The 25,388-nt window shown below is 70.0% G+C and carries 22 protein-coding genes and 1 pseudogene; 12 read left to right on the top strand and 11 right to left on the bottom strand.

What is annotated here, in order from left to right; translation table 11 throughout:
- Positions 1–589 precede the first annotated feature (589 nt).
- From M3U25_RS17980 to M3U25_RS17940, 9 genes are all read left to right on the top strand, one after another.
- Positions 590–1,969 (top strand): aspartate aminotransferase family protein, encoded by a 1,380-nt coding sequence (locus M3U25_RS17980; protein WP_355496405.1) that lies wholly within the window; start codon positions 590–592, stop codon positions 1,967–1,969.
- Between the two features lie 77 nt (positions 1,970–2,046).
- Complete coding sequence (locus M3U25_RS17975) at positions 2,047–3,168, top strand: polyamine ABC transporter substrate-binding protein (RefSeq protein ID WP_355496408.1); 1,122 nt, start codon at positions 2,047–2,049, stop codon at positions 3,166–3,168.
- A 555-nt stretch (positions 3,169–3,723) separates the two neighbouring features.
- Complete coding sequence (locus M3U25_RS17970; RefSeq protein WP_355496411.1) at positions 3,724–4,992, top strand: HlyD family secretion protein; 1,269 nt, start codon at positions 3,724–3,726, stop codon at positions 4,990–4,992.
- A complete protein-coding gene (locus M3U25_RS17965; protein WP_311195515.1) occupies positions 4,989–6,566 on the top strand; it encodes a DHA2 family efflux MFS transporter permease subunit in 1,578 nt (525 codons plus the stop codon). The genes M3U25_RS17970 and M3U25_RS17965 overlap by 4 nt, the downstream gene beginning before the upstream one ends.
- A 7-nt stretch (positions 6,567–6,573) precedes the next feature.
- On the top strand, positions 6,574–8,070 hold the full coding sequence (locus tag M3U25_RS17960) for an efflux transporter outer membrane subunit (protein WP_355496414.1): 1,497 nt from the start codon (positions 6,574–6,576) through the stop codon (positions 8,068–8,070).
- 135 nt (positions 8,071–8,205) lie between these two features.
- The gene (gene potA, locus M3U25_RS17955) at positions 8,206–9,348 is read left to right on the top strand and encodes a polyamine ABC transporter ATP-binding protein (RefSeq protein WP_242160842.1); all 1,143 of its coding nucleotides are present in this window, start codon (positions 8,206–8,208) and stop codon (positions 9,346–9,348) included.
- Positions 9,345–10,307 carry an ABC transporter permease subunit gene (locus M3U25_RS17950; RefSeq protein ID WP_355496416.1) on the top strand — a complete coding sequence of 321 codons (963 nt, stop codon included), beginning with the start codon at positions 9,345–9,347 and terminating at the stop codon, positions 10,305–10,307. The genes potA and M3U25_RS17950 overlap by 4 nt, the downstream gene beginning before the upstream one ends.
- Positions 10,304–11,155: an ABC transporter permease subunit gene (locus M3U25_RS17945; protein ID WP_355496419.1), complete on the top strand. Its 852-nt coding sequence runs from the start codon at positions 10,304–10,306 to the stop codon at positions 11,153–11,155. Before M3U25_RS17950 ends, M3U25_RS17945 begins: the two co-directional genes overlap by 4 nt.
- 123 nt (positions 11,156–11,278) lie before the next feature.
- Positions 11,279–12,643 (top strand): NAD-dependent succinate-semialdehyde dehydrogenase, encoded by a 1,365-nt coding sequence (locus tag M3U25_RS17940; protein WP_355496422.1) that lies wholly within the window; start codon positions 11,279–11,281, stop codon positions 12,641–12,643.
- Positions 12,644–12,813: 170 nt separating this feature from the next.
- Here M3U25_RS17940 and M3U25_RS17935 read toward each other — a convergent pair whose 3' ends face one another.
- From M3U25_RS17935 to M3U25_RS17895, 9 genes and pseudogenes are all read right to left on the bottom strand, one after another.
- Entirely contained in the window at positions 12,814–13,809 is a 996-nt protein-coding gene (locus tag M3U25_RS17935; RefSeq protein WP_355496425.1) for a magnesium and cobalt transport protein CorA, read from the bottom strand.
- 50 nt (positions 13,810–13,859) lie between these two features.
- Positions 13,860–15,158 carry a DUF4105 domain-containing protein gene (locus tag M3U25_RS17930; protein WP_355496428.1) on the bottom strand — a complete coding sequence of 433 codons (1,299 nt, stop codon included), beginning with the start codon at positions 15,156–15,158 and terminating at the stop codon, positions 13,860–13,862.
- Positions 15,155–16,036: a transporter associated domain-containing protein gene (locus tag M3U25_RS17925; protein WP_242160836.1), complete on the bottom strand. Its 882-nt coding sequence runs from the start codon at positions 16,034–16,036 to the stop codon at positions 15,155–15,157. Before M3U25_RS17925 ends, M3U25_RS17930 begins: the two co-directional genes overlap by 4 nt.
- Before the next feature lie 111 nt (positions 16,037–16,147).
- The gene (locus tag M3U25_RS17920; protein WP_355497705.1) at positions 16,148–16,711 is read right to left on the bottom strand and encodes a hypothetical protein; all 564 of its coding nucleotides are present in this window, start codon (positions 16,709–16,711) and stop codon (positions 16,148–16,150) included.
- Positions 16,712–16,940: 229 nt separating this feature from the next.
- Positions 16,941–17,426, bottom strand: a complete 486-nt coding sequence (gene ybeY / locus M3U25_RS17915; RefSeq protein WP_010342139.1) for an rRNA maturation RNase YbeY — start codon at positions 17,424–17,426, stop codon at positions 16,941–16,943.
- Positions 17,427–17,587: 161 nt separating this feature from the next.
- The gene (locus M3U25_RS17910) at positions 17,588–18,154 is read right to left on the bottom strand and encodes a hypothetical protein (protein WP_355496433.1); all 567 of its coding nucleotides are present in this window, start codon (positions 18,152–18,154) and stop codon (positions 17,588–17,590) included.
- Positions 18,151–19,137 carry a PhoH family protein gene (locus M3U25_RS17905; RefSeq protein ID WP_355496436.1) on the bottom strand — a complete coding sequence of 329 codons (987 nt, stop codon included), beginning with the start codon at positions 19,135–19,137 and terminating at the stop codon, positions 18,151–18,153. Before M3U25_RS17905 ends, M3U25_RS17910 begins: the two co-directional genes overlap by 4 nt.
- Before the next feature lie 351 nt (positions 19,138–19,488).
- The gene (locus tag M3U25_RS17900) at positions 19,489–19,905 is read right to left on the bottom strand and encodes a hypothetical protein (protein ID WP_355496439.1); all 417 of its coding nucleotides are present in this window, start codon (positions 19,903–19,905) and stop codon (positions 19,489–19,491) included.
- Positions 19,902–20,397: pseudogene (locus M3U25_RS17895) on the bottom strand (OsmC family protein). The gene M3U25_RS17900 and the pseudogene M3U25_RS17895 overlap by 4 nt, the downstream one beginning before the upstream one ends.
- Positions 20,398–20,468: 71 nt before the next feature.
- On the opposite strand from M3U25_RS17895, the gene M3U25_RS17890 reads away from it, so the two are divergent.
- Positions 20,469–21,131 carry a winged helix-turn-helix domain-containing protein gene (locus tag M3U25_RS17890; protein WP_355496442.1) on the top strand — a complete coding sequence of 221 codons (663 nt, stop codon included), beginning with the start codon at positions 20,469–20,471 and terminating at the stop codon, positions 21,129–21,131.
- Between the two features lie 17 nt (positions 21,132–21,148).
- Here M3U25_RS17890 and miaB read toward each other — a convergent pair whose 3' ends face one another.
- Entirely contained in the window at positions 21,149–22,573 is a 1,425-nt protein-coding gene (gene miaB / locus M3U25_RS17885; RefSeq protein ID WP_355496445.1) for a tRNA (N6-isopentenyl adenosine(37)-C2)-methylthiotransferase MiaB, read from the bottom strand.
- Positions 22,574–22,642: 69 nt separating this feature from the next.
- On the bottom strand, positions 22,643–23,260 hold the full coding sequence (locus M3U25_RS17880; RefSeq protein ID WP_355496448.1) for a glutathione S-transferase family protein: 618 nt from the start codon (positions 23,258–23,260) through the stop codon (positions 22,643–22,645).
- A 76-nt stretch (positions 23,261–23,336) separates the two neighbouring features.
- On the opposite strand from M3U25_RS17880, the gene M3U25_RS17875 reads away from it, so the two are divergent.
- Both M3U25_RS17875 and M3U25_RS17870 read left to right on the top strand, forming a co-directional pair.
- Positions 23,337–24,335: a WYL domain-containing protein gene (locus M3U25_RS17875; RefSeq protein ID WP_355496451.1), complete on the top strand. Its 999-nt coding sequence runs from the start codon at positions 23,337–23,339 to the stop codon at positions 24,333–24,335.
- A gap of 66 nt (positions 24,336–24,401) precedes the next feature.
- A complete protein-coding gene (locus M3U25_RS17870; RefSeq protein WP_355496454.1) occupies positions 24,402–25,352 on the top strand; it encodes a lytic transglycosylase domain-containing protein in 951 nt (316 codons plus the stop codon).
- Positions 25,353–25,388 lie beyond the last annotated feature (36 nt).

Raw genomic sequence — 25,388 nt, 5'->3', positions numbered from 1 at the left:
TTTGGTTACCTTTTCTTTGCGCGAGCAAAGAAAAGTAACTCGCCCGCAAGGGCGAAAGCCTTTAAAGCTTTTGCTGTTGCTACTGCTGTTGATTCAAGTTTGTCTGTCGGACGAGAAGATCTGTAGGAGCGGCTTCAGCCGCGACAGCGAGAGTCCATTGTGCCTGTCGCGGCTGAAGCCGCTCCTACAATTCAGCCATGGCGGTAGCATCTTCAAGAGCAAAGCTTTCGCCTTGCGGCGAGTCACTTTTCTTTGCTTGTGCAAAGAAAAGTAACCAAAAGAAAGCACACCCTGCCTCGCGCCCTCCGCGCTAGCGCGCTCCGGGTCCGCGTCCAGCCCGGGGATCCGCGGAAGGGGCATCCTGCCCCTGCCGCGGACGGCGCACATCCCTGTGCGCCGCCCCTTCGGGGTTTTTCCCCGCGCTGGCCGCCGCTTCGGAAGGGAACCCGGTCAATCAAAAGCAACGGCAACGGCAACGGCACGGCAACAGCAAGAGCAAGAGCAACAACAACAGCAAGAGCAAGAGCAAGAGCAAGAGCAAGAGCAAAGCTTGGCCGCGTTGCGGCTTGGCAACGACCTTGGAGTGGACATGGACCCGATCGACACGCGCGCCCTGCAGGACCTGGATGCCGCGCACCACCTGCACCCGTTCAACGACAACGGCGCCCTGGCGCAGCAAGGCACACGCATCCTCACCCGCGGCGACGGCGCCTACGTCTGGGATGCCGACGGCAACCAACTGCTCGACGCCTTCGCCGGCCTGTGGTGCGTCAACGTCGGCTACGGGCGCAAGGAACTTGGCCAGGCCGCCGCGCGGCAGATGGAACAGCTGGCGTACTACAACAGCTTCTTCCAGTGCACCACCGAACCCACCATCCGCCTGGCCGCCAAGCTCGCCGAACTGGCGCCCGGTGATCTCGACCATGCCTTCTTCACCAACTCCGGCTCCGAGGCCAACGACACCATCCTGCGCTTGGTGCGGCACTTCTGGGCCGTGCAGGACCAGCCGCAGAAGAGCATCTTCATCGGCCGCCACGACGGCTACCACGGCACCACCATGGCCGGTGCCAGCCTCGGCGGGATGAAGGGCATGCACCGCCAGGGCGGCCTGCCGATCCCCGACATCCACCACATCGATCCGCCGTACTGGTTCGGCGACGGCGGCAACATGGACCCGGAGGAGTACGGCCTGCTGGCCGCGCGCAGGCTGGAGGACAAGATCCTGGAACTGGGGCCGGAGCGGGTGGCCGCGTTCATCGGCGAACCGATCATGGGCGCGATCGGCGTGTACATCCCGCCGCGCAGCTACTGGCCGGAGATCGAGCGCATCTGCCGCCGCTACGACGTGTTGCTGGTCGCCGACGAGGTGATCTGCGGCTTCGGCCGCACCGGCGAATGGTTCGGGGCGCAACACTTCGGCTTCCAGCCGGACGTGATGACCATCGCCAAGGGCATCACCTCCGGCTACATCCCGCTCGGGGCGGCAATGTTCGGCACGCGCGTGGCCACGGTGCTGAAGGAGCAGGGCGGCGAGCTGGCGCACGGCTGCACCTATTCCGGCCACCCGGTGTGCGCAGCGGTGGCGCTGGAGAATCTGCGCCTGCTGCAGGACGACGGCATCGTCGAACGCGCGCGCAGCGAGATCGCGCCGTACCTGGCGCAGCGCTGGGCCGAGCTGGGCGAGCATCGGCTGGTCGGCGAGGCGCGCATCGTCGGCATGATCGGCGCGCTCGAACTGGTGCCGGACAAGCCGCGGCGGCACTTCTTCCCAGAGCGCGGCAAGGTCGGCGCGCTGTGCCGCGACAATGCACTGCGCCGCGGCCTGATCCTGCGCGCCACCAACGACGCGATGCTGCTGTCGCCGCCGTTGATCCTCAGTCGCGCCCAGGTCGACGAATTGTTCGACAAGGCCTGGCTGGCGCTGGAGGACACCGCGCAGGCCCTGGGCAAATCGCCCGGCGCTGGGTAGTCTGGAGCGTCTACCCCGGATCCGGCACGCGGCGCGGATCCTTCCCACTCTTGCCCATGGACCTGCGGAGACCTGCCATGACCTTGCGACTGCTCACTCTATCCCTGGCCACGGCGCTGCTCGCCGGCTGCGGCGGTTCCGGCAGCGACGCGGACAAGGCGGGGCAGGGCGAGGCGAAGGTGCTCAACGTGTACAACTACTCGGACTACATCGCCGAGAACACGATTCCCGAGTTCGAGAAGCAGACCGGGATCAAGGTCACCTACGATGTCTTCGACAGCGACGAGATGGTGGAGACCAAGCTGCTGGCCGGCGGCAGCGGCTACGACGTGGTGGTGCCGACGCTGAACTTCTTCGGCCGGCAGATCCAGGCGGGCGTGTTCCTGCCGCTGGACAAGAGCAAGATCCCGAACCTGGCCAATCTCGATCCGCAGATCATGCAGCGCATCGCGCAGCAGGATCCGGGCAACAAGTACGGCGTGCCGTACATGGTCGGCACCACCGGCATCGGCTACAACGTAGACAAGGTCAAGGCCGCGTTCGGCAGCACCGACATCGCCAACAGCTGGGATCTGGTGTTCAAGCCGGAGAACCTGGCCAAGCTCAAGGACTGCGGCGTGACCCTGCTGGACACGCCCTCGGACCTGATCCCGATCGCGCTGCATTACCTGGGCGAGGATCCGCACACCACCGACCAGGCCAAGATCGAGCAGGCCGCGGCGCTGATCAAGCGCATCCGCCCGTACGTGCAGAACTTCCACTCCTCGCAGTACGTGACCTCGCTGGCCAACGGCAGCACCTGCCTGGCGGTGGGTTGGTCGGGCGACATCATCCAGGCGCGCGACCGCGCCGAGGAAGCCAAGAACGGCGTGCACGTGGCCTATTCGATTCCCAAGGAAGGCGCGCCGCAGTGGTTCGACATGCTGGCCATCCCCAAGGACGCCAAGCACCCGGACAACGCCTACGCGTTCATCAACTATCTGCTGACGCCGAAGGTGGCTGCAGCCAATACCGACTTCATCCACTACGCCAACCCGGTGCCGCAGGCGACCCCGCTGGTGGACGCGGCGATCCGCAACGACCCGACCATCTATCCGCCGCAGGAAGTGGCCGCGAAGATGTTCACCTACTCGATCAACCCACCCGAGGTGGACAAGCTGTATACCCGCCTGTGGACCGAGATCAAGACCGGTCGTTGAGCGGCTGGCCTCAGGGGGCCGGGTAACGCCTCGTTGTTGACTTGGGCAGGCGCGTCGGGCTTGCCCAAACCGGCCATGCCAAGCACAAGCACCGTTGTGGGAGGGGCTTCAGTCCCGACGCGATGCTGCCTGGGACGCATCGCGTCGTCGCCCGTCGCGGCTGAAGCCGCTCCTACGGGTTTTGTTGGTGCACGCAGGTACCGCCCAGGCAAGCGCGCCCGACCGGTATCGGACCGCGCAAGTCCGCTCTCGTAGGAGCGGCTTCAGCCGCGACCGGCCTTCCCGGTAGCGCCTCGTCGCGCGGCTGAAGGCCGCCCCGCACATGGGGTCCCAGCGGGATGACAGGCTCGGACACCATTGGCTCGAAGCAAGCGGCCGGGTGGCGCGCTGCACACCGTCCGCAATCGCGCAGACGCCCAGAGCCCGCCTGCCACCCGATGCTCACACACCCTGTACCCACCGGTACAAATAATGCGCCGATGCGGCGTACGCTACCGTCTGGTGGCCCGCCGTCCCGACCCGGCGACGTTCTTCCTCTCCCCAGGAATCAGCGACTTGAGCAACCACGACCCAGACTCCTCGCAGGCGCCGCGGCAGGCCGCCGCGCACGACGCCCATGACGACCAGGGCCAGGCCGGCAAGCGCCGGGATGACGCGCGCCGGGACGGCGCGGGCGGCGACGACACCGGCAAGTCCGATACCCCATCGCCGCTGAAGAACCCCAAGGTCAAATGGACCCTGCTGCTGATCGGCTTGGTGGTGGTGATTGGCCTGCTGGTGTGGCTGATCTACTACCTCACCACCGGCCGCTACCTGCAGGAGACCAACAACGCCTATCTGCAGGCCGACACGGTGGCGGTGGCGCCGCGGGTCAACGGCTACGTGACCGCGGTGTACGTGCGCGACAACCAGACCGTCGACGCCGGGCAGCCGCTGCTGGAGATCGACCCGCGCACCTACCGCGCCACCCTGGAACAGGCGCAGGCCGCCATCGCGGTGCGCCAGGCCGACATCGCCGCCGCCGAGGCCGGGTTGCAGGCGCAGCGCGCCAGCCTGCTGCAGGCGCGCACCCAGGTGACCGCGGCCGCCGCCAGCCTGCGCTTCGCCCAGGGCGAGGCCAAGCGCTTCGGGCCGCTGGCCGCGTCCGGCGCCGACACCCACGAACACTACGAAAGCATCCTCCACGACCGCGACCGCGCGCAGGCGCAGTTCGACGCGGCCAAGGCCCAGGTGGTCGCCGCCGAGAGCCAGGTGCAGGGCACCAGCGCCCAGCTCGACCAGGCGCGGGCCGCGTTGGTGCAGGCGCAGGCCGATGCCGCGCAGGCGGAAGTGGCGGTGGAGGACACCCGCCTGATCGCGCGCATCGCCGGCCGCATCGGCGACAAGACCGTACAGGTCGGCCAGTTCGTCGCGGCCGGCACCCGGCTGATGAGCGTGGTGCCGGTGGAGGCGCTGTACCTGAGCGCCAACTTCAAGGAGACCCAGGTCGGGCTGATGCGGCCGGGGCAGCCGGCGCGGATCGAGGTCGATGCGCTGTCCGGCGTGGAACTGGACGGCGTGGTCGAAAGCATCGCGCCCGGCACCGGTTCGCAGTTCGCGCTGCTGCCGCCGGAGAACGCCACCGGCAACTTCACCAAGGTGGTGCAGCGGGTGCCGGTGCGGATCCGCATCAAGGCCGGTGCCGAGGCGCGCAAGGTGCTGGTGCCGGGCATGTCGGTCACGGTGACGGTGGATACGCGCAGTGCCAAGGACGCCAAGGAGCGCGTGGAAGAGGAGGACGCGCAGGGCCAGGATGCGGTCGCCCCGCGTGGGCGCAACCCGTGAGCGAAGCGGCCGCGGCGGCCGGCGCGCAGGCGCCGCAAAAGGCCGACACCGGCGCCTGGCTGGCGGTGGCCGCCGGCACCATCGGCTCGTTCATGGCGACGCTGGACATCTCCATCGTCAACGCCGCGCTGCCGACCATCCAGGGCGAGGTCGGCGCCAGCGGCACCGAGGGCACCTGGATCTCGACCTCCTACCTGGTCGCCGAGATCGTGATGATCCCGCTGACCGGCTGGTTCGTGCGCACCCTCGGGCTGCGCAACTTCCTGCTGATCTGCGCGCTGCTGTTCACCTTCTTCTCGGTGGTGTGCGGGCTGTCCAACAGCCTGACCATGATGATCCTGGGCCGCGTCGGCCAGGGCTTTGCCGGCGGCGCGCTGATCCCCACCGCGCTGACCATCGTCGCCACGCGCCTGCCGCCGGCGCAGCAGACCCTGGGCACGGCGCTGTTCGGCATGACCGTGATCCTGGGCCCGGTGATCGGGCCGCTGCTGGGCGGCTGGCTCACCGAGAACGTGAGTTGGCATTACGCCTTCTTCCTCAACGTGCCGGTCTGCGCCGGCCTGGTGGCGCTGCTGCTGCTCGGGTTGCCGCACGAGCGCATGTACCTGCGCGGCCTGCTCGACGCCGACTGGCTCGGCATCTTCGGCCTCACCGCCGGGCTGGGCGCCTTGACCGTGGTGCTGGAGGAGGGCCAGCGCGAGCGCTGGTTCGAGTCCACCGAGATCGTGCTGCTGAGCGTGGTCTCGCTGGTCGGCTTCATCGCCCTGGTGGCCTCGCAATTCCTCAGCCGGCAGCCGGTGATCCGCCTGTCGATCCTGCTGCAGCGCAGTTTCGGCGCGGTGTTCGTGATGGTGATGGCGGTGGGCATGATCCTGTTCGGGGTCATGTACATGATCCCGCAGTTCCTGGCGGTGATCTCCGGCTACAACACCGAACAGTCCGGCTACGTGGTGCTGCTGTCGGGCATTCCCACGGTGCTGCTGATGCCGATGATGCCCAAGCTGCTGACCACGGTGGACGTGCGCGTGCTGGTGCTGGGCGGGTTGAGCTGCTTCGCCGCGGCCTGCTTCGTCAACATGCATTTGACCGCCGAATCGGTCGGCATGCATTTCGTCGCCGGGCAGCTGCTGCAGGGCTGCGGGCTGGCGCTGGCGATGATGTCGCTCAACCAGGCGGCGATCTCCTCGGTGCCGGCGGACCTGGCCGGCGATGCGTCCGGCCTGTTCAACGCCGCGCGCAACATGGGCGGCTCGATCGGGCTGGCGCTGATCTCCACCTTCCAGGAGCGGCGCATGGTGTTCCACACCCAGATGCTCGGCAGCGGCACCACCGCCAATTCGCCGATGGCGCAGGACTACCTGCACGGCATCGCCGCGCAGCTGCAGTCGGCCTCCGGCGCCGGCGCGGCGATGCAGTCGCTGGCGCAACTGGCGCGGCTGGTGCAGCAGCAGGCGCTGGTGATGACCTACAACGACCTGTTCTGGATCTTCGGGGTGATCGTGGTCTGCACGATCCCGCTGGCGTTCCTGCTCAAGCCGCTGCCCAAGGGCGGCGCTCCGCTCGCGATGCATTGAGGATTCCATGGCCCAGCGTTTCTCCCGCGTTCTCGTCGCCGCCGCGCTGCCGTCGCTGCTGTCGGCCTGCATGCTCGGCCCGGACTACGTGAAGCCGCCGCCGGTGGCCGAGGCGGCGCTGGCGCAGCCGCGGCTGCATCGCGCCGATGCCACGGCGGCTGCCGCCGGGGTGGTACCGGCACCGCCGCCGCAGCGCTGGTGGGAGACCCTGCACGACCCGCAGTTGAGCAGGCTGGTCGAGCAGGCGCTGCAGCACAGCCCGAACCTGCGCGTAGCGCAGGCGCGCCTGCGCGCCTCGCGCGCCCTGGTCGACCAGCGCCATGCCGAGCAACTGCCCAGTGTCGGTGCCAACGCGGCCTATCTCAACGCACGTGCGCCGGATGCGCTGACCGACCGCCTGGGCAGCATCGCCGCCGGCACCGGCCAGCCGGTGGAGATCGATCCGCGCATGCAGCTCTACAGCGTCGGCATCGATGCCAGCTGGGAACTGGATTTCTTCGGCCGCCGCCGCCGCGCCAGCGAAGGCGCGCTGGCCGATGCGCAGGCCGACGAGGCCGACCTGGCCGACACCCAGGTGCAGATCGCCGCCGAAGTGGGGCAGGCCTATCTGGGCTACCGCAGCACCCGTGCGCGCATGGTCGTGGCCCAGCGCAACCTGGAGGCCGCCCGGCAGACTCTGCAACTGACCCGCCAGCGCCGCGAGCGCGGCGCCGACGCCGATCTGCAGGTGGAACGTGCGCAGGCGCAGTTGCAGCAGCAGGAAGCGGTGCTGCCGGACCTGCAGGCGCAGGCGCAGGTGGCGCTGGACCAACTGGCGCTGATGATCGGCCGCGAGCCGGGTGCGCTCGATGCCGAACTGGCCGCGGACCGGCCGTTGCCGACGCTGCCGGCGACGGTGCCGGTGGACGATGCCGGCGCGCTGATCCGCCGGCGCCCGGACGTGCGCCGCGCCGAGCGTCAGCTGGCTTCGTCCTCGGCGAAGATCGGCGAAGCGCTGAGCGCGTATTTCCCGCAAGTGCGGCTGCTCGGCAACATCGGCATGGCTGCGACCTCGCCGGGCGATCTCGGCCGCGATGCGGTCAACAGCGTGGTGGCGCCGTTCCTGCAATGGTCGCTCTTCGACTTCGGCGCCACCCGCGCCAAGGTCGAGCAGGCCCGTGCCGGCAACGACGCGCGCCTGGCCGCCTACGAGGGCACGGTGCTGGCCGCGCTGCAGGACGCCAACGGCGCGCTGGCGCGGTTCGGCGCCGCGCGTCAGCAGGCGCTGGCGGCGGACAAGGCCGCGGCGTCGGCGGTTCGTTCCGCCGCCTTGCTGCAGCAGCGCTATGCCGCCGGCGCGTCGTCGCTGATCGATGCGCTGGACGTGCAGCGCCAGCAGGCCTCGGCCCAGGACAGCGCGCTGCAGGCGCACACCCAGGTGCTGCTGCGCTACGTCGCCTTGCAGAAGAGCCTGGGCCTGGGCTGGGCGGCACCGGAGGCACCGGCGCCGACCACGACGCAGTAGGCGCGCGCCGCTTTTGCGAATCCCCAATCCCGACTCCCGAATTCCACGCGCCCACGGCTACACTGAGATCCACCGCGCCGCGGTCGCCGCTGCATCGGCGCTCCGCACGACGGCGTGCTTCACGGGGAATCACCGATGGCGTTGAGCGAAGCGAGAACCGACCATCTGCCGGCGCAGCCGCCGGCCAAGGGGGCCGGCTATGTGTCCATCGCTGGGCTACGCAAGGAGTTCGACGGGTTCGTCGCGCTGGACGACATCGACCTGGACATCGGCCAGGGCGAGATCTTCGCGCTGCTCGGCGGCTCCGGCAGCGGCAAGTCGACGCTGCTGCGCTGCCTGGGCGGGTTCGAGCAGCCCAGCCGCGGTCGCATCGTGCTCGACGGCCAGCCGCTGGATGGGCTGCCGCCGTACCGGCGCCCGCTCAACATGATGTTCCAGTCCTATGCGCTGTTCCCGCACATGAGCGTGGAGCAGAACATCGCCTTCGGGCTCAAGCAGGACGGGCTGTCGCGCAGCGCCATCGCCAGCCGTGTCGGCGAGATGCTGGAGCTGGTGCGGCTGGGCACGCTCGGCAAGCGCAAGCCGCACCAGCTCTCCGGCGGCCAGCAGCAGCGCGTGGCGCTGGCGCGCTCGCTGGCCAAGCGGCCCAAGCTGCTGCTGCTGGACGAGCCGATGGGCGCGCTGGACAAGAAGCTGCGCTCGCAGATGCAGCTGGAACTGGTGTCCATCATCGAGACCTCGGGGGTGACCTGCGTGATGGTCACCCACGACCAGGAGGAGGCGATGACCATGGCCACGCGCATCGCGCTGATGGAGCAGGGCCGCATCCGCCAGGTCGGCACGCCGGACGACATCTACGAGTCGCCGAACAGCCGCTTCGCCGCCGAGTTCATCGGCTCGGTGAACATGTTCGAGGGCCGGATCGGCGAGGACCACCCCGACCACGTGACCGTGCTGTGCCCGCAGTTCCCGGTGCCGATCTACATCAGTCACGGCATCACCGGCGTGGAGGGGCAGGAGGTGGCGTTCGCGGTGCGCCCGGAAAAGGTCTGGATCACCAAGGGCGAACCCGAGCAGACCTACAACAAGGCGCGCGGCACCATCGAGGACATCGCCTATTTCGGCAGCCACTCGATCTTCCATGTGCGCCTGCCCAGCGGCATCCGCGTGCAATCCAACTTCGCCAACCAGAAGCGCTGGGACAGCGAAGGCATGACCTGGGGCGACGCGGTGTGGGTGTCGTGGGACGACAACGACGGCGTGGTGCTGACCGCATGAGCGCGCCCGTCGTCCCGGTGCCGCCGGAACCGACGCCGCGGCTGCGCCTGCAGCAGCGCTTGCGCCTGGGCTCGCTGCCGGCGCTGCGCTGGCTGGTGATCGCCGCGCCGTACCTGTGGCTGCTGCTGTTCTTCGCGATCCCGTTCCTGATCGTGCTGCGCATCTCCTTCGCCGAGCAGGCGATCCGCAGCCCGCCGTACAGCGACCTGCTGGAGATGCGTGACGGCGTGCTGACGCTGAAACTGACCCTGCAGAACTACCTGGCCCTGCTGCGCGACCACCAGTACATCGAGGCCTACTGGGGCTCGATCAAGATCGCCGGCATCTCCACCGCGCTGACCCTGCTGATCGGCTATCCGATGGCCTACGCGATCGCGCGGCTGTCGCCGTCGGCGCGCAACATCGCGATGATGCTGGTGGTGCTGCCGTCGTGGACCTCGTTCCTGATCCGCGTCTACGCCTGGATCGGCATCCTCGACAGCAACGGCGTGCTCAACCGGGCGCTGCTGGCGCTGGGCCTGATCGATGCGCCGCTGCACATCCTCTACACCCCGGTCGCCGCCTACATCGGCATCGTCTATTGCTACCTGCCGTTCATGGTGCTGCCGCTGTACGCGACCCTGGTCAAGCTCGACCAGCGCCTGCTCGAGGCCGCCTACGATCTCGGCGCGCCGCCGTGGAAGGCGTTCCTGACCGTGACCCTGCCGCTGTCGCGGCCGGGCATCGTCGCCGGCTGCATGCTGGTGATGATCCCGGCGGTGGGCGAGTTCGTGATCCCGGAAATGCTCGGCGGCCCGGACACGCTGATGATCGGCCGGGTGCTGTGGGGCGAATTCTTCAACAACCGCGACTGGCCGACCGCCTCGGCGGTAGCGATCGCGATGCTGGCGCTGCTGATGGTGCCGATCCTGATCTTCAACCGCTACCAGCAGCGCCAGCTCGAAGGCGGGCAGGCATGAGCGGCGCGCGCGGCGGCATGGGCACGGTGCTGCGCTGGACGGTGCTGGGCGCCGGCTTCGCCTTCCTGTACCTGCCGATCCTGCTGTTGATGGTGTATTCGTTCAACGCCTCCAAGCTGGCGACGGTGTGGGCCGGCTTCTCGACCAAGTGGTACAGCGAACTGCTGCGCGACCGGCAGATTTTGCAGGCAGCGTGGATCAGCCTGAAGGTGGCGTTCTGGACCGCGACCGCGTCGATGGTGCTCGGCACGCTGGCGGCGATGGCGATGACGCGCTTTCGCCGCTTCCGCAGCAAGAGCCTGTTCGGCGCGCTGGTGACCGCGCCGCTGGTGATGCCGGAGGTGATCATCGGCCTGTCGATTATGATGATGCTGGTGTCGATGGGCGGCGTGCTCGGCATCCCGCCCAAGGGCGTGATGGCGATCTGGGCGGCGCATGTCACCTTCACCCTGTCCTTCGTCACCGTGGTGGTGTCCTCGCGCTTGCAGGAACTGGATCGCTCGCTGGAAGAGGCGGCGATGGACCTGGGCGCCAACCGGCTCAAGGTGTTCTTCCTGATCACCGTGCCGATCATCGCGCCGGCGCTGGTGTCGGGCTGGTTGCTGGCGTTCACCCTGTCGCTGGACGACGTGGTGATCGCCAACTTCGTCGCCGGCCCGGATTCGACCACGCTGCCGATGACCGTGTTCTCGTCGGTGCGCATGGGCCTGAAGCCCAAGATCAACGCGCTGGCCACGTTGATGGTGCTGGCGGTGTCGATAGCCGCCGTCATCGGCTGGTGGCTGATGGCGCGCAGCGAGAAGCGCCGCCAGCGCGATCTTCAGCTCGCCCAGCAGCAGGTGGGTTAGGGCATTGCCTTGCTCCTACGGACATGGCGGAACACTGTGAGCCATCGCGCTCGACGGCATCGCCACGCTGCCGCAACCTCCACCGCGCTAGGCTGGCCGGACATTTTTCCAGGAGTCCGCGCGATGCCTTACGACACCGTCAATCCGGCCACCGGCCAGGTCGAATACAGTCTCGAACTGATGGATGCCGCTGCCGTGGAACAGCGCCTGGCCGCCGCCGCGCAGGCATTCCCGGGCTGGGCGGCGACGCCGCTGGAGCAGCGTGGCGCGCTGGTGCGCAAGGTCGGCGCGCAGTTGCGCGAACAGCGCGACGCGATCCAGCGGGTGATGACCGCGGAAATGGGCAAGCTGCGCAAGGAAGCCCTGGCCGAACTCGACAAGTGCGCCGCGGCCTGCGACTACTACGCCGAGCATGCGGCCGAGTACCTGCGCGAGCAGCCGGTGGCTACCGACGCGCAGCGCAGCTACGTGCGCTACGAACCGCTGGGCTGCGTGCTGGCGGTGATGCCGTGGAACTTCCCGATCTGGCAGGTGTTCCGCTTCCTGGCGCCGGCGCTGATGGCCGGCAACGTCGCCCTGCTCAAGCACGCCAGCAACGTGCCGCGCTGCGCCGACGCGATTCGCAAGGTGCTGGCCGACGCCGGCCTGCCGGCCGGCGTGTTCGACGTGCTGCACATCGACAACGACCAGGCCGCAGAGGTACTGCGCGATGCGCGCGTGGCCGCGGTGACCCTGACCGGCAGCGAGCGTGCCGGCCGTTCCATCGCCGCCAACGCCGGTGGGCAGCTGAAGAAGTGCGTGATGGAACTGGGCGGCAGCGATGCCTTCGTGGTGCTGGACGACGCCGACCTGGACGCCACCGTGGCCGCGGCGGTGAAGTCGCGCTTCGACAACGCCGGGCAGACCTGCATCGCGGCCAAGCGCTTCGTGGTAGTGGAGGCGATCGCCGATGAGTTCGTGCGCCGCTTCGTTGCCGCCGCCGCCGAGCGGCGCCTCGGCGATCCGCAGGACGAGGCGACCACGCTCGCGCCGATGGCGCGCCAGGACCTGCGCGACGAACTGCACAAGCAGGTGCAGGCCAGCATCGCCAAGGGCGCCAAGCCGCTGCTGGGGTGCGAACCCGAGCGCGGCAGCCACGCCGGCTATCCGGCGTCGATCCTCGACAATGTCGCCCCGGGCATGCCGGCCTACGACGAGGAACTGTTCGGCCCGGTCGCGGCGATCCTGCGCGTGGCCGACGAGGCGGAGGCCGTGCGCGTGGCCAACGACACCACCTTCGGCCTGGGCGGCAGCGTGTGGACCGCCGACCGCGCCCGCGGCGAACGCGTGGCCTGCCAGCTGCAGTGCGGCGCCGCCTTCGTCAACGCCATCGTCAAGAGCGACGTGCGCCTGCCGTTCGGCGGCATCAAGCGCTCCGGCTTCGGCCGCGAACTGGCCGAGCACGGCATCCATGAGTTCATGAACATCAAGTCGGTGTATGTGGGGTGAGCCGGGAATCGGGAATGGAGAATTGGGAATGGGAAAAGCGGCGGGGTTTGGGAGCGCCGTCTGCCAAGAACGACTGCTGCAGTTCAATGATTCAACGCGGCCTCACGTGAGCGGCGCGCTGCCCATTCCCGATTCCCGTCTCCCCATTCCCGCCGCCGCTGCGCGGCGGCTCAAAGCCACTTTGCCCGCTTGAACGCCACATACAGCGCCACGCACACCGCGGCGACGCCGCCGACCATCAGCGGGTAGGCCCAGGGCCAGTCCAGTTCCGGCATCTGCTTGAAGTTCATGCCGTACCAGCTGGTGATCAGGGTCGGGGCGGCGAGCAGGGCGGCCCAGGCGCCGAGGCGCTTGACCGTCTCGCCCTGCGCCAGTGTGACCAGCGACAGGTTCACGCTCAGCGCGGTTCCCAGCATCTCGCGCAGGGTGTCGATGGCGTCGTTGGTGCGCACCGCATGGTCGAGCACGTCGCGCACGTAGAGCCGCACTTCCTCGGCGATCAGCGGGCCGGGGTGGCGCTTGAGGTGCGCCAGCACGTCCTGCAGCGGCGCCACGCCCAGGCGCATCTGGTTGAGTTCGCGCTTGAGTTCGTACAGCCGGATCGCGGTGTCGCGGCGGTACGCCTCGGCGAAGATGTCGGCCTCCAGCCGCTCCAGGCTCTGCCGGAAGGCGTCCAGGATCGGCTGGTAGTTGTCCACCACGTAGTCCAGCACCGCGTACAGCGCGTACGACGGGCCCAATTTCATCAGCGAGGCCTCGCGTTCCAGCCGCTCGCGCACCGGCGCGTAGGGCAGGGAGGCGCCGTGGCGCACGGTCAGCAGGAAGCGCTCGCCGAGGAAGGCATGGGTTTCGCCGTAGACGATGCGCTCGTCGATCACCTGCGCGGTGTGCACTGCCAGGAACAGTGAGTTGCCGAAGGCCTCGACCTTGGGTCGCTGGTGCGCCTTGCGGGTGTCCTCGATCGCCAGTTCGTGCAGTTGGAACTCTTCCTTGAGCTGCTGCAGCACGGCATCGCCGGGCTCGTACATGCCGACCCAGACGAAGCCGTCGTCGTGGCCGGCCAGCACGTCGCTGATCTGCTCCAGGGCGATGTCGTGGCGACGGCCGTGGCCGTCGTAGTGCACGCAGTTGATGACGCAGGCGGGGTTGGCGGTCGCGGAGGCCATGGCGGGATCGGGTTCGGCGCAGGCGCGCGTGCTGAGGTGGCTGGACGGTATCAGGGCTGCGGGCGAGGGCGGGTGAGCGCCCAGGCCAGCGCCGCGTGCACCGGCAGCAACAGCGCGATCCATTGCAGGTTGAACTGCGGCTGCAGCATCGACAGCCAGTGGATCAGCAGCGCGGCGCCGGCCAGCGCCACCACCAGCCACAGCAGCACGTCGAACCAGCGCCCGGGGCGGCGCCCGCGCAGTACCGCCAGCCCGCCGACCAGCAGCGGCAGGCACAGCGGATCCAGCAACAGCAGGTTGCGGTTGCCCCAGGCGGCGCGATGTTCGCTGAAGCCCCACAGATACAGCAGGACCGCACCGCCCAGCGCGCACAGCAGCCAGAACGGCAGCGCCAGCGCAGCCAGCCAGCGCGGCCGGCGGCCCAGCGCGAGCACGCCCGCCGCCGCGGCCAGCCCGACCAGCAGCCACGGCCACCAGTGCCGCAGCTGTTCCGGCGGTTCCGGTGGCAGCCGCTGCGGCAGCAATTGCTGGCGCGCCTGCACCAGCGGGCGGCCGGCGCTGTTGCGCACCTCGTTCAGGCTCTCGGCCAGGCGCATCGGCACGAAGGCCTCTTCCCAGCGCGACAGCGGCTTGTCGGCGTACGGGCCCAAGCCCAGGTCGAAGCCCAGCCACATCCACGGCGCCGGCGAGGCCAGGCGTACCGATTCGCTGCGGTAGGTGTTGCCGCGCGAGCGGCCGGACAGTTGCGCGTGCAGCGCCCCGCCCATGGCCCGGTCCAGCGCGTCGCGGACCATCGTCGCGCAGTTGGCGGTGTAGTAGTCGTAGCGGTAGCGCGCGTTTTCCGGACGCGCACGCCAGGCCAGCGCCTGCTGCAGCGCGCGCGCCTGCGCCGGGGCCAGGTCCAGCCACTGGATATCCACGCCGCGGCCGGCTTCGCGGTACTGCGCCAGGTCCTCCTGCAGCGGCAGCGCGACCAGGTAGTAGCGCATGTCGCCGGCGGCGAAGCGGCCGACGAAGCCCGGTTCGCTGGGGTCGAAGAAGCCGAAGTTGTACGAGGTGGCCTGGCCCGTGCGCGGGTCGAGCACCACGATGGCGTCATGGCCGAAGCGCTCGAAGAACACTTCGCCGGGCTGCATCGTGGCCACGCCGATGCGCGGCGCCGGGTCGCTGGCGTCGGCTGCGGCGGTCGCAGCCCCTGCGGGCGGCGTGGGCGCCGGCGCGGCGGCCAGCGGCGGCGGGGCCGCCGGATCCGCGGGCGGCGTCTGCGCGAAGGCCAGCCCGGCCCACAGCGCCAGCAACATCCCCAGCCAGCACGCCGCGCTGGCGCGCGGCACGGCGCGCGCGCTCAAGCGCCGTCCTGCGCGGCGGGCGGCAGGATGGTGACGTGGAAGGCCTGCACCCGGCGCGCGTCGGCCCGCGCCACGCGGAAGGCGAACCGCCCCAGGGTGAGTTCCTCGCCGGTCTCGGGCAGGTGGCCGATCGCCTCGGTGACCAGGCCGCCCACGGTGTCGTAGTCGTCGTCCGGGAAGTCGGCGCCGAAGCGCTCGTTGAAATCCTCGATCGGGGTCAGCGCGTCCACCACGTACTGGCCGTCGGCCTGCGCGGCGATCAGCGAGGCCTCGTCCTCGGCGTCGTCGTGCTCGTCGTCGATGTCGCCGACGATCTGCTCCAGCACGTCTTCGATGGTGACCAGGCCGGCCACGCCGCCGTACTCGTCGACCACGATCGCCATGTGGTTGCGCGAGAGCCGGAACTCCTTGAGCAGGACGTTGAGCTTCTTCGATTCGGGAATCAGCACCGCCGGGCGCAGCAGTTCGCGCACCGTGCCCGGACCGTGGTCGGCGACCACCCCGCGGAGCAGGTCCTTGGCCAGCAGGATGCCGAGGATGTCGTCCTTGTTCTCGCCGTGCACCGGGAAGCGCGAATGGCCGGATTCGACCACCTGCTTCATCAGGTCGAGGAAGCGCGCCTCCACCGACAGCGACACCATCTGCGCGCGCGACACCATCACGTCGCCGACGGTGAGTTCGGAGACCGACAGCGCGCCCTCCATCATGCGCAGCGTGTCGGCGGCGATCAGGCCGTCTTGCTGCGCGTCGCGCAACACCTCGACCAGATCGTCGCGGGTGTGCGGGTCGCCGGAGAACACCGAGGTCAGGCGTTCCAGCCAGCCGCGGCGTTTTTCGTGGGATTCCGGGGAGGAGCTACTCGGTCCGTCTTCTGACATGTTCTGTGGGTAGGCGCCCGGTCGAACGGGCGGTAACGGCAAGTCTAACAGGGCGGTCGCGACAGCATCGCGACGCCGGCCGCAGGCCGTCGACGGCCTGCCGGCCCGGGTTCAGCCGCCCTTGGGCGGCGTGTGCAGCACGTCCGGCGCCGGCGGCGCGCCCGGCTCCTCGGGCAGATCCAGGCTGTAGCTGCAGCCGGCCAGGGTCTTGCCGGGATGCGATTTGACCGTGGACACGCTGAGGATGATCGACTCGATCATCGGCTCGCCGGTCTTGGGATCGCGCACGTCGCGGCTGAGCACTTCGCGGCCGAACATGGCCTTGTCCGGGGTGTCCACCGCCGCTTCCAGGTTCAGGCGCTTGGCCAGCGGCCGCGGATCGGGCAGGTCCAGGATCGCCATCACGCTGGCGCCGGAGAAGGCGATGCGCTCGCTGCTGTAGCCGAACACCTGGATCGGCCGGGTCAGCGCGTACTCGGTCATGAACAGGTTGGTCTGCGGCAGCGGCCGCCAGCCGTGCGCCACCGCCTTCAGCGGATCGGCCAGCAGCGGCGCCAGCGCGGTGAAGTCGGCCACGTGCTGGCGGCATTCCAGCAGCGCCGGCAGGTCGATGGGCGGATCGACGGCCGCAGTGCCGGCAGGTGCCGCAGCGGGCGGCGCGGGTGGCGTCGCGATGGTCGCCGCCGGAGCGGCGCAGGCCAGCGCGAGCAGGACGAGCGAGGGACGGATCAACGCACGGAACCTCGGAGGAAAGCGGGCTGCGGCGATCGCCGCGCGGCCACGTTACCGCCGGGGCCTGCGCTTGACCAGCGCGGGGTGGGTAGGGGGACACACCGAGCCCCTCTCCCCTCGGGAGAGGGGTTGGGGTGAGGGTCGGTCGCGGCAGAGGGCGTGGGATATCGGATCAACGCTCGCCGGCGTAGGGGTCGGAGACGCCGAGGTCGGCGAGGATCTCGCGTTCCAGTTGCTCCATCGCCTCGGCCTCCTTGTCGTCCTCGTGGTCCCAGCCGAGCAGGTGCAGCACCCCGTGCACGGTCAGGTGCGCGTAGTGCGCGTTGAGCGGCTTGTCCTGTTCGGCGGCTTCGCGCGCCACCACCGGCGCGCAGATCACCAGGTCGCCGAGCAGCGGCAGTTTCACGCCCTTCGGCAGCCCCTCTGGCAGTTCGGCCGGAAAGCTGAGCACGTTGGTCGCGTAGTCCTTGCCCCGGTAGTGCTGGTTGAGGGCGCGGCCTTCGCGGTCGTCAACCAGGCGGATCGCCAGGTCGGCCTCGCGGATGCGGCCCTTCAGTGCCGCGGCGACCCACTTGCGGAAGCTCGTCGCCGCCGGCAGCCCGGCACGGGGCAGGGCGTAGCTGACGCCGACATCGAGGCGGACGGGACCTTTGGTCATGGCAGACGGCCGAGTACAGCGGTGGGGGCACAGTATCGCGCGTGCGGCGGCTCAGGGCGACCTTGCGTCGTCGGCGCTGAGGCGGGCTTGCCTCGCACCAGTGTTCCCGCATGCGCGGCGCGACCGAACTGCACAGGTCGTCGGTGTGCGCGGTGTGCGGCTCAGGTCACGCAGGCGACCAGGAACAGCAACGGGGTCTTTTCGTCGTCGATGCGGTAGGCCGCGCTGCCCATCGGGCCTCGCTGGCACTGCGGGTTGTCGCGCCGGATCTCCACCGTGGCGGCGAAGCGCGCCGAGGCCGGGAGCCATACCGCGGCCTGGCCGTGTGCGAGCAGGTCGCCGACCAGGTAGAGGCTATCCGCCGGCACCTGCTTGTAGGCCAGCGCATTGCAGCCGAAGCGGTCGCGCGTCACGCCGGCGGCCTCGGCCGCATCGAGCAGCGCCTGCGCCCGGGTGCCGGCGATCCACGCCAGGCGTTGCGCTTCGTTGCCGCGCGGCGCAGTCGGCGAAGTGCGGGCGATTGCCGCGGCGCGCTCGAGCACGTCGCGCGGCAGGCCGATGACGGCGCTGTCCTGCACGATCGACACGCACGGCGCGGTCAGCGATTGCGCCAGGGCGACGCGTTGCGGCGCCGGATCCTGCGCTGGCGTCCGCTCGGGCGTGTGGCCGCCGGCACTGCCGGCCACGCCGAGCAACGTTCCCAGCAGCGCCGGCCAGGTGCGGATCACGCCGATGGGCCGCTCGCGCTGTCGACGACGTCACGCTTCTCGTAGGCGTTGACGATGCGCGCCACCAGCGGATGCCGGACCACGTCGCGCGCCTCGAAGAAGGTGAAGCTGACCCCATCCACCTCGTGCAGCACCTCGATGGCATCGCGTAGGCCGGACTTGACGTGCTTGGGCAGGTCGATCTGGGTCAGGTCGCCGGTGACCACGGCGGTGCTGCCGAAGCCGAGGCGGGTCAGGAACATCTTCATCTGTTCGATGGTGGTGTTCTGCGCTTCGTCCAGGATCACGTAGGCGTCGTTGAGGGTGCGTCCGCGCATGTACGCCAGCGGCGCGATCTCGATGACGTTCTTCTCCAGCAGCTTGACCACCTTCTCCACGCCCAGCATCTCGTACAGCGCGTCGTACAGCGGGCGCAGGTAGGGGTCGACCTTCTGGCTGAGGTCGCCGGGCAGAAAGCCGAGCTTCTCGCCGGCCTCCACCGCCGGGCGCACCAGGATCAGCCGCTGCACCCGCGATTCGTTCAGCGCTTCCACCGCGCTGGCCACGGCCAGGAAGGTCTTGCCGGTGCCGGCCGGGCCGATGCCGAAGTTGATGTCGTGGGTGGCGATCTGGTGCAGGTACTTGGCCTGGTTGGCGCCGCGGCCGCGCACCGTGCCACGCTTGACCTTGATCGCCACCTCCTGCGGTTGGTAGGCGCGCTGCGCCACCTGGTCGACATTGGACTGGTTGAGCCGCAGGTGGATTTCCTGGTCGTCGAAGACGACGTGGTCGGCCTCGGCGTACAGCGCCTGCAGCAGCCGCTCCGCCGCGGCCACCGCCTGCTCCGGCCCGGTCACCCGGTACACGTTGCCACGGTTGGAGATCTCCACGCCCAGGCGCAGTTCGATCTGCCGCAGGTGCGCATCGAACGGACCGGCCAGGTTGGCCAGGCGCTCGGTGTCGGCGGGATCCAGGGTGAAGTCGCGTTGCGCAGGGGTGGTCATGGCGGGCGCACGCCGCCAGCGGCAGCGTCGAAAACGAGGGGCGCAAAGGGTAGCGCGCAGCGCGTAGCCGGGCCAGTGAAGGGCGCGCGGCGACGGCGTCGGCGCGTGCACGCCGGCGCGATCGACTGCGGCCTGCGGGCCTGGGAGCGCCCGCCGCGACCCGCACGACGCGGCGATGGCAACGTTGTCCACAACGGATGTGGATCGATTGTCCAAAAGCCTGTGGACAACCGTGCGAACGCCTTGCCACGCAAGGCGCTGCCCTGTGGTGGCGAAAAAAACCGCAGCGATCCGGCCGGCGCCTCGCGCGTGGCCGCGGCGCGCGTGCGGTTCGGAAGGTCGCGGCGGGCCTTATCGCTGCGCACCGTCGCGGCGTACGGCGCGGGCCTGCATCCACGCGTCCGCGATCGCCCGTGCGCCGGCAAGATCGTCCACCACCAGCACCAGCTGACCGTGGTGATCGCTGTACTGCACGGCGATGTCGATGCCGGCGGCGCCCAACAGGCCAGTCAGCAGGCCGAGTTGTCCCGGCGTTTGCTGGTCCAGGCGCAGCAGCACCGCGGGGCGCTCGGCGGCGACGCGGATACCGTGCGCCTGCAGCGCGTCGCGCACCGGCGCGGCAGCATCGAACAGGAAGTGCGCGACCGCATGGCCCTCCACCCGCCATGCGCCGCCGCCTTCGATGCTGATGCCGGCCGCGCCCAGTGCCTGGGCCATCGCCGCCAGTGCGCCGGGGCGATCGTCGAGATGGATCTCCACATCCTTCATCGCAGCGCCTCCGCCGGCGCCTCGCCGTGCACGACCGTCGCCTCGCAGCGCACCGCCACCGCGCAGCTGTTGGCGATGAAGCACTGCGCGTGCGCCTGTGCGTGCAGCGTGCGCGCGGGTCGCATCGCTGTCCGCGGCAATGGTCACCCGCGGCGCCAGCGCCACCTCGCGGAAGCGTCCGCCCCGGCCGGGATGCAGCTCCAGCCAGCCCTGCGCCTGGTCGTCGTAGGCCAACACCCGGATGCCGGCATGTGCGCACAGCGCCAGGTAGGTGAGCATGTGGCAGGCGGCGAGGGCGCCGACGAACAGGTCTTCCGGATTGTGCAGCGCCGGGTCGCCACGGAACGCGGGATCGGCGCTGCCGGGCAGTCGCGGCTTGCCGGGAACCTGCAGGGTGTAGTCGCGGCCGTAGCCGGCGTAGTCGGCGGTGCCGCCGCCGCGGTTGCCGGTCCAGTGCAGCTGCGAAGCGTAGTGGTGGAGCGTGTCGGTCATGGTGCCTGCCTCGTGTGGGAGCAGGCACGGTAGGCGCCAGCGTGGCGCCATGCTTCGTCTAGAATCGAAGCATGAGCGAAGCCACGCCGCTGTCCCGTGTCGCCTTCCTGCTGGGCGACGCCGCGCGCAGCCGCATGCTGGCGGCGTTGATGGGCGGGCAGGCGCGCACCGCCACGGAACTGGCCCTGGATGGTGGGGTGGCGCCGTCCACCGCCAGCCGGCATCTGACGCAACTGGTCGAGGCCGGCCTGCTCGCCGTGGTGCGCCAAGGCCGGCACCGCTATTTCCGCGTGGCCGATGCGCAGGTCGCCGCGGCAGTCGAGGCGATGATGGGACTGGCGCCGCCGCAGACCCGGCGGGTCGGCCCGGCGGATGCCGGCCTGCGCCGGGCGCGGGTGTGCTACGACCACCTTGCCGGCGAGCTGGCGATCCGCTGGCGCCAGCAGATGGAGACGCGCGGGTACCTGCTGTGCAGCGACGGCATGGCCCTGAGCGCGTCCGGCGTGGCCTGGTGCGCGGCGATCGGCATCGACGTGGCGGCCTTGCGCGGCTCCCGGCGGCCGCTGTGCCGGCCGTGCCTGGACTGGAGCGAGCGCCGCGACCACGTCGCCGGCGCGCTGGGCAGTGCCTTGCTCGCGCATCTCCTCGGCACCGGCCTGGCGCGGCGGGTGCCGGATTCGCGGGCCGTGCAGATTGGTCCGCGCGGTGAGCGGTTCCTGAGCGCGCTCGAATAGAACGCACCCGACGCCGCTCAGGCCGCGGCGTCGTCCCCGGCCAGGTGCAGGCGGCCGCGCAGCGAGTTGCTCAGCGCCTCGGTGATCGTCACATCGACGAACTGGCCGATCAGGCGCGGGTGGCCGGGGAAGTTCACCGAGCGCATGTTCTCGGTCTTGCCGGTCAGCTCGGCCGGGTTCTTCTTCGACGGTCCTTCCACCAGCACGGTCTGCACGCTGCCGATCATGCCCTGCGAGATCTGCTGCGCATGCGCGTTGATGTGCGCCTGCAGCCGCGCCAGCCGCGCGTGCTTGACCGCCTCGGGGGTGTCGTCTTCCAGATCGGCGGCGGGCGTGCCCGGGCGCCGCGAATAGATGAAGGAGAAGCTCTGGTCGAAGCCCACGTCCTCGATCAGCTTCATGGTCTTGTCGAAGTCGGCATCGGTCTCGCCGGGGAAGCCGACGATGAAGTCCGAGCTGATCGAAATGTCCGGCCGCACCGCGCGCAGCTTGCGGATCTTCTGCTTGAACTCCAGCGCGGTGTAGCCGCGCTTCATCGCGCTGAGGATGCGGTCGCTGCCGGCCTGCACCGGCAGGTGCAGGTAGTTGGCCAGCTGCGGCACGTCGCGGTAGGCCTCCACCAGCGAGTCGCTGAACTCCAGCGGATGCGAGGTGGTGAAGCGGATGCGGCCGATGCCCTCGATCTGCGCGATGCTGCGGATCAGCAGGCCCAAGTCGGCATGCTGCGCTTCCTCGCCGGCCTCGGCGTCGGCGTAGGGGCCGCGGTAGGCGTTGACGTTCTGGCCGAGCAGGTTGATCTCGCGCACGCCCTGCGCGGCCAGTTGCGCCACTTCCACCAGCACGTCCTCGAACGGCCGGCTGATCTCCTCGCCGCGGGTGTAGGGCACCACGCAGAACGAGCAGTACTTGGAGCAGCCTTCCATGATCGACACGAAGGCCGACGGGCCTTCGGCGCGCGGCTCCGGCAGGCGGTCGAACTTCTCGACTTCGGGGAAGCTGATGTCCACCTGCGACCTGCCCGATTCGCGCCGCGCGCGGATCAGTTCCGGCAGCCGGTGCAGGGTCTGTGGGCCGAACACCAGGTCCACGTAGGGCGCGCGCTTGACGATGGCCTCGCCTTCCTGCGACGCCACGCAGCCGCCGACGCCGATGATTACCGGCTTGCCGCCGGCCTTGAGCGCCTTCCAGCGGCCGAGCTGGCTGAACACCTTTTCCTGCGCCTTCTCGCGGATCGAGCAGGTGTTGACCAGGACCACGTCCGCTTCTTCGGGGTTGTCGGTCAGCTCCAGGCCCTCGGACGCGGCGAGCACGTCGGCCATCTTGGCCGAGTCGTACTCGTTCATCTGGCAACCGTGAGTCTTGATGTACAGCTTGCCGCGCACCGGCGCGGGTGCGGCGGCGGGGCCGGCGGAGGGCAGGGGATGCAGGACGGTCCCGGGCATGGCGCTTAATCCAGGCGGGTGGCTGGGGAAGCCGAATAGTTTACCCGTGCCGGCGCGGCTGCGCTGGGCTCAGCCGGCCGCCGCATCCACCGCCAGCGCGCGCTGCACCGCTGGCCGCTCGGCCATCCGCGCGGCGTAGGCGCGGGTCGGCGCCGGCGAGTCGAGCAGGCCGAACTGCAGCATCCAGCCCAGCGCGCTGCCCCACAGCACGTCGGCGGCGCTGCAGCGCGCGCCGAGCAGGTAGTCGCCGCGCGCCAGTTGCGCGTCCACCACCGCCAGCACGGTGTCGCAGTCGGCATAGGGCGACATCGCCCGCGGCGGCGATTCGCGCTTGAGCGCGCGGTCGACCAGCGCCGGTTCGAAGCAGGCGCCGTAGAACGCCAGCCAGCGCAGATAGGGGCCGCGCAGCGGGTCGCCGATCGGTGGCGCCAGCCCGGCCTCGGGATACAGGTCGGCCAGGTAGGGGTAGATCGCGCCCTGCTCGGTGACCACCGCGCCGGCGTGCACGATCGCCGGCACCTTGCCCATCGGGTTGATCGCCAGGTACGCCGGCGCCAGTTGTGCCTGCCGATCGAAGTCGATGCGCTCGATGGCGTAGTCGGCGCCCAGCTCCTCGAGCAGGATCAGCACGCCGCGCGAGCGCGATTGCGGATTGTGGAACAGGGTGATGTGGCGGTCGGCGGCCATGCGCGGCTCCTGGGTGGTCGGTACGGACAGCCTAGGCCCCATTGCGGACAGATCCTGTCCGCAATAGCGTGTCCCGATGTCCTCGCCCGCCGCCCGCCTGTTGCGCCTGATCGCCCTGCTGCAGACCCGCCGGCTGTGGTCCGGCGCCGAGCTGGCCGCGCGGCTGGGCGTGGACCGGCGCAGCCTGCGCCGCGACGTGGAGCGGCTGCGTGCGCTGGGCTATGCGGTGGAGGCGGCGGCTGGGGTGGGCGGCGGTTACCGGCTGGCCGCCGGCGCGCAGATGCTGCCGCTGCTGTTCGAGGAGGACGAGGCGGTGGCGGTCGCCGTGGCGCTGCGCGCCGCCTGCGCCAGCATGGCCGGCCTGGAGGACACCGCGGTGCGGGTACTGGCCAAGCTCGAGCCGCTGCTGCCGGCGCGGGTGCGCCAGCGCGCCGAGGCCTTGCAGGGCGCGACCATGGCGCTGGGCCAGGACCCGCTGCGGCCGGACACGCGGGTGCTGATCGGCGTCGCCAGCGCCTGCCGCGACCGGCGCCTGCTCGGTTTCGCCTACCGCGACCACGGCGGCCGCGCCAGCCAGCGCTTGGTCGAACCCTTGCGCCTGGTCAACGCCGGCCGCCGCTGGTACCTGCTGGCCTGGGACCGCGATCGCGCCGACTGGCGCACCTTCCGCGCCGAGCGCATCGCGGCGCCCTTGCAGCTTGGGGCGGCGGTGGCGTTGCGCCTGCCGCCGCAGGACGCGGCGGCCATTGTCGACGCGGCGATCCGCTACAGCCCGCAGGCGCTGGGCTACGCCCTGAGCGTGCGGCTGCGCGGCAACGCCGCCGACCTCGGCGCGCGCATTCCGCTGTGGTGCGGCACCCTGCAGGACGAGGCCGACGGCCACTGCCGGCTGTCGCTGCTGGCCGACGCGGTGCCGTGGCTGGCCGCGCAGTTGCTGACCATCGGCGTGCCGTTCGCCGACCTGGAGGCCACGCCCGAGGTGCGGACGGCGTTGCGCGCGGTGCTGAACGCGTTGCTGGAACAGTTGCCGGCGCCCGTGCCTGCGGAACAGGTACCTGGACCTGCCGCCGCCTAGCTCGCCATGCCGTCCTGGGGTGGCGCGCACTTGGCAAGCGTCGGGGAAGTTGGGACACTCGCCGCCATGAAGGGGATGCTGTGGCTCCTGGGGCTGGGACTCGCCACGTTGACGGCTGCGCCGGCCAGCGCCGGCACCCTGTACAAGTGCACCGGCAGCGACGGCGTGCCCAGCTACGGCAGCAAGCGCGTGTCCGGCGCAAACTGCAGCGTGATCGGCCGCTACACCCCCGATCGCCGCGCCGCGCGTGCCACACCGGCGCCGGCCAGGGCCAGCACCGACCGGCCGCCCAGCCGCGGCGTCATCGCCACCGCCGGCACCGTGGCACCGGCTACGCTGATCAGCGCGCCGGTCGCCGCCCCGGCCCAGGTGACCGCCAACGCCGTGCCCAACCGGGTCGCACCGGTACCGCCCAGCAACAACGGGGCGCCACGCCGCCTGGTCAGCGGCCAGCTGTACTCGTACATGAAGGACGGCGTACGCCACTACACCAGCGCGCGCCCGACCCAGGTCGCCAATCTCGGCGCGGTGCGCACGATCCGCTACAGCTTCATGGAGACCTGCTACGCCTGCGCCAATCCCGGGGTCAACTTCGGTGCGGTGCGTCTGAACACCACCGCCTACCAGAGCGAGATCGCCGCGGCCGCGCGCGAGTACGGCGTCGACGAAGCCGTGGTACGCGCCATCATTCATGCCGAATCCGCCTACAACCCGATGGCGCTCAGCCGCGCCGGCGCGCAGGGGCTGATGCAATTGATGCCGCCGACCGCGCGCCGCTTCGGCGTCAGCGATTCGTATGATGCAGCGCAAAACATTCGCGGCGGCGTGCAGTACCTGGCGTGGCTGCTGAAGCGCTTCAACGGCAACCTCAGCCTGGCCGCGGCTGGCTACAACGCCGGCGAAGGCGCGGTAGACAAACACGGCGGGGTGCCGCCGTACAGCGAGACCCAACGCTACGTGCAACGGGTGGGCGTGCTCGCCGAGCGCTACCGCGGCGTGCTGGCGACCGCGCATTGAGCCCGTCCGCGGCCTTGGCGCGGGCGTTCCGGACTC

Source organism: Xanthomonas sp. PPL134 (genome assembly GCF_040595915.1).
GTDB lineage: Bacteria > Pseudomonadota > Gammaproteobacteria > Xanthomonadales > Xanthomonadaceae > Xanthomonas_A > Xanthomonas_A indica.
This window is presented reverse-complemented; position numbering and strand designations above follow the sequence as displayed.